This is a genomic window from Citrobacter sp. Cpo037 (assembly GCF_030332945.1).
Taxonomy (GTDB): domain Bacteria; phylum Pseudomonadota; class Gammaproteobacteria; order Enterobacterales; family Enterobacteriaceae; genus Citrobacter; species Citrobacter portucalensis.
The window spans coordinates 1-3,968 of the sequence record NZ_JAOWGW010000061.1; the positions used below are offsets into that span (position 1 = coordinate 1).

Annotated in this window: 3 protein-coding genes and 2 pseudogenes; 1 reads left to right on the forward strand and 4 read right to left on the reverse strand. The window is 49.2% G+C overall.

Features of this window, described 5'->3' with window-relative positions; all coding sequences use genetic code 11:
- On the forward strand, positions 1 to 180 hold a 180-nt coding region (locus OGX94_RS11805), incomplete at its 5' end, for an IS1 family transposase (protein WP_000306696.1).
- A gap of 1,110 nt (positions 181 to 1,290) precedes the next feature.
- On the opposite strand, the gene OGX94_RS11810 is transcribed toward OGX94_RS11805, so the two are convergent.
- The 4 genes and pseudogenes from OGX94_RS11810 to OGX94_RS11825 form a co-directional block, all read right to left on the reverse strand.
- A complete protein-coding gene (locus OGX94_RS11810; RefSeq protein WP_045899963.1) occupies positions 1,291 to 2,313 on the reverse strand; it encodes an IS110 family RNA-guided transposase in 1,023 nt (340 codons plus the stop codon).
- Between the two features lie 310 nt (positions 2,314 to 2,623).
- Positions 2,624 to 2,755: pseudogene (locus OGX94_RS11815) on the reverse strand (IS5/IS1182 family transposase); the annotation flags it as partial.
- A gap of 120 nt (positions 2,756 to 2,875) precedes the next feature.
- Positions 2,876 to 3,892 carry a diguanylate cyclase gene (locus tag OGX94_RS11820; protein ID WP_286503633.1) on the reverse strand — a complete coding sequence of 339 codons (1,017 nt, stop codon included), beginning with the start codon at positions 3,890 to 3,892 and terminating at the stop codon, positions 2,876 to 2,878.
- Positions 3,879 to 3,968: pseudogene (locus OGX94_RS11825) on the reverse strand (integrase); the annotation flags it as partial. The pseudogene OGX94_RS11825 and the gene OGX94_RS11820, both read right to left, overlap by 14 nt.

Consider the following 3,968-nt stretch of genomic DNA (forward strand, 5'->3'; position numbering starts at 1 on the left):
CGCCTGAAGGGAAAGCTGCACGTAATCAGCAAGCGATATACGCAGCGAATTGAGCGGCATAACCTGAATCTGAGGCAGCACCTGGCACGGCTGGGACGGAAGTCGCTGTCGTTCTCAAAATCGGTGGAGCTGCATGATAAAGTCATCGGGCATTATCTGAACATAAAACACTATCAATAAGTTGGAGTCATTACCCGCCGCTTGCAGCGGACTACGTCCGCGCCGGTTCGGAAACAACAAATGTACCTCCCGCCACTACGCGGCGGGCATCAGTCAGAAGCAAATAGTTACAACATCCAAAATATTTACGCAAAGACGTGAACCGTGCACACCTGAACCATCACAGCCCCTCCCCACCACTGAAAAGCGAAGCCGCCCCGGCCCAAAGGGCCGGAACAACATCGCTTTTAATGCTGGATGATGTAACTAAACATTTGAGTTGCTGCCAGTAACATCGCGGCAGGATCTCAATACAGCCCCCGGGCACCGGCTTTGCCGGCTCCACGGCTCCGGAAATCACGCCCTGTACGTCGCAAGCGCCGTACAGCCCGCTCACCGGAGTTAAAAGGGCTTAATGAAACGACATCATAGCTATAAGCGGGTCATGGCTTAGCAGGGCGAAGGGATGGATTGGTGGAACCTATCATCAACGTTACCGGCTGCGCCGGGCTACGGCGCCATTAACTCCTGTGTTCTGGTCAACTTCTGAGGGCGCCTCTATGCGCCTTTGGCGCATTCCTGGAATGCCTGCGCGCTGCTCGGCATTCTTAAGCCGAATATTGAAGCTGCATTTCCGGCTACGACGGGCTGAGATCGCTGAATGGCTGGATGTGGTGTGAACGGCTTTCTGACGGGCAGACCGGATGGGTTCCCCTGGCGCTGCTGCATAAGCATGAAGGGAAAACCTGAATATGGTCTTGTGGTTCCTGAGGAGCAGAGCGCGCTGCCTGTTTTTGATACCACGGTCAGAAGCCGTAGCATTTATGCTTTTCTGAAGGGGGTCAGTTTGGATATCGAAAATTATTGTACTATAAGGGCTTCCCCGGCATGTCAACGCCGGTGTTTACGGTTTCTGTCTGCACTATAGTAAAAAAATAAAGGGGAGAGACTGCGGTACTATAAACGGTCATGATGGATCGTCATCGATTCGGACCCTGATGAAAGACGCTCGTGAGGCTCTAGTTCGTTAGTCGGGTACACTTGCCCTGTACAATAAGTAGATATACCTCACGGGGTCTAACCCTTTATCATCAACGAGTTGCAGATCAGATGGTCATACAGCTTTGTACTTTAGCTGGCTGAGTACAACCTGAAATCATCACCGTAATGCAATGATGCCCAGCACAGTCTTGCATTTTTGGCAGCGATGGCAACAACAGCGCGCCAGTATCCTCTGCGTTCGACCAGTGAGCAGACCCAACGACTGAATAAATCAGTCCTTTTCTCCGCCCCGATCAGTACCGAGCGGGCACCCTGAACCAGAAGTGTTCTCAGATACGAATCGCCAGCTTTCGTTATCCTGCCAAGCTTCGACTTTCCGCCGCTGCTGTACTGCGATGGTGTCAGTCCCAGCCAGGCTGCCAGCTGGCGCCCATTCTTAAAATCATGTGCATTACCGATACTGGCGACCAGCGCACAGGCCGTTGTGGGGCCAACGCCCTTCAATTCCATCAGCCGCTGACTGCGATGATCTGTTTTGGCCATGCGGGACAAAATTCGGTCATATTCAGCGATGTTATCTTCAATGCGAGCAACGTGCTCCAGCAAATCATCAACACATTGCTGAACCTGAAGTGGTAAAGAATTCTTCTGCTCAAAAACTATGTGGCGCAGGGCATCTGTACTTTGTGGGGCGATAACGCCGAATTCAGATATCAACCCCCGGAGACGATTATATGTTGCTGTTTTCTCTTCGATAAAACCCTGTCGGGTACGATGCAGACACTGCATTGCCTGCTGGCTCTCATCCTTAACCGGCACAAACCGCATATGTGGGCGACGAACCGCCTCGCAGATAGCCTGAGCATCAGCTGCATCATTTTTCCCTGATTTACCAGCGATGCGGTAAGGCGATACAAATTTAGCGGCCATCAGACGCGGCTCATGACCATACTGCCGAAACAGTCTTGCCCAGTAATGAGCCCCGGAGCACGCCTCCATCCCGATAACACAGGGCGGCAAACCAGCAATCAGCCCGGGAAGAGCTGCGCGGGTTACTCTGGATTTAACCAGAACGGTTTTGCCATTCTGGTCAACGCAATGAACAGCGAACACATTTTTAGCAAGATCGATACCGACAGTAGTAATGGTCATAACGAATCCCTCCGGGGTTGTGTTTACCCCATGATTGCACAAGAGTTAATCAGGCGCATAATCAGGGGAAGTCCCTTCCATTCGTTAAGCACATTATTTAACCAATTCGGATACGTAAGTGATTGATTTATCGTCAGTGGCTATCGCTTTTAGGTTGTCGCTCTTGCTGTATCGCATTTAGGTTATCCGATTAAGACAAAATCCCCTGAAAACGCTGTATAGCGCGGGAGTACACCCTATTGCTACAGGTAAGCCTGTTCAAAAAACAGGCTTACCGTACAATAATTCTCTATATCCAAACTGACCCCTAAAACGGCTCGATGACTTCCACCATGTTTTGCCATGGCAGAATCTGCTCCATGCGGGACAAGAAAATCTCTTTTCTGGTCTGACGGCGCTTACTGCTGAATTCACTGTCGGCGAAGGTAAGTTGATGACTCATAATGAACCCTGTTCCATGGCTCCAGATGACAAACATGATCTCATATCAGGGACTTGTTCGCACCTTCCCTGGGTTTGAGTCGGGTCGGGATAGCTTTCTGTGACTAGCTTAGGTATAAATTCACCGCGGCAAAATCTGGCACGAATCCTTATCCACTCGCTTTATCACGCAACAGTTACGCCCATTATTTTTGCCGTAGTACATGGCTTCGTCGGCTCGGTTAATTATTTCATACAGCCCTTCGTGTTCTTGCACTTGTGTCAATCCGCCGGTTACGGTGACTTTTACCGGTTGCCCAGAAATTAGAAAATCCTGGTCAGCCAGGCTACACCGTATTCTCTCCGCTGCTGATTGCGCTGCAAGCGTGGTCGTCGTTTCCAACAGGATAATAAACTCTTCGCCACCAAATCGATAAAGACGCTCGGTATTGCGAGTGGCTGATTTTAAACGCTGTGTAACTTGTTGCAGTACGAGGTCCCCGGCATTATGTCCCCAGGTGTCATTGATGGACTTAAATCGATCGATATCCATTATCAACACATACAGGTTGTTGCTGTTTCTCTGACAGCGTGCGAGAAAACCAGGAAACTCCTGATAAAGTAGATGACGTAATGGTAAGCCTGTTAAAGCATCATGCTGATTGCGGTAAGCGAAAAGATACGATTTATACGAATCGATACTGTCAATAAATGCCTGCTGCCGTTCATGGTATTGGCTGACCAGTTCCCTTGTTGCTGTCCTGGCAATCACTGCCTGAGCTAGAGTTCGTGCAATATCGTGCATAGCCTGGTGATGACGTTCGATCTCCATCACCATATTCAGGTCAAGGGTATCTCCATGTGTGTGTTGCATTAACCACTTACTAAAATGACATTGCAGATGCGAATCGCTGTCCATGATGTCGCATCCAGCAATACCGCCAAACAGGTTCAGACAAAGTAAATCACCAGCCCAAAGGTAATGTTCTTTGATTGCGCTATTTAGTGCAGCAAGTGAGTGGTCAATACCGGTAACATTAATTGGCATAAATTCATTTCCGCATGGCAATATAGGTCGACTAGATTGAGTAACATTTAAAGAGTAAGCGTATTTTGCTAATGGAGGTACTGTAAATAGACCCGTTTTAGTTCCAGGCATTTTTTGAGATCCCGGCCAAATGATTGTGTTGCCGATATTCCTCCGGCGTCATATTGTTCAGTGATTCATGCGGGCG

Excerpts from the sequence above, each read along its gene's own strand:
- OGX94_RS11810 (WP_045899963.1), bottom strand. The coding sequence starts at position 2,313 with ATGACCATTACTACTGTCGGTATCGATCTTGCTAAAAATGTGTTCGCT.
- OGX94_RS11820 (WP_286503633.1), bottom strand. The coding sequence starts at position 3,892 with ATGCCTGGAACTAAAACGGGTCTATTTACAGTACCTCCATTAGCAAAA.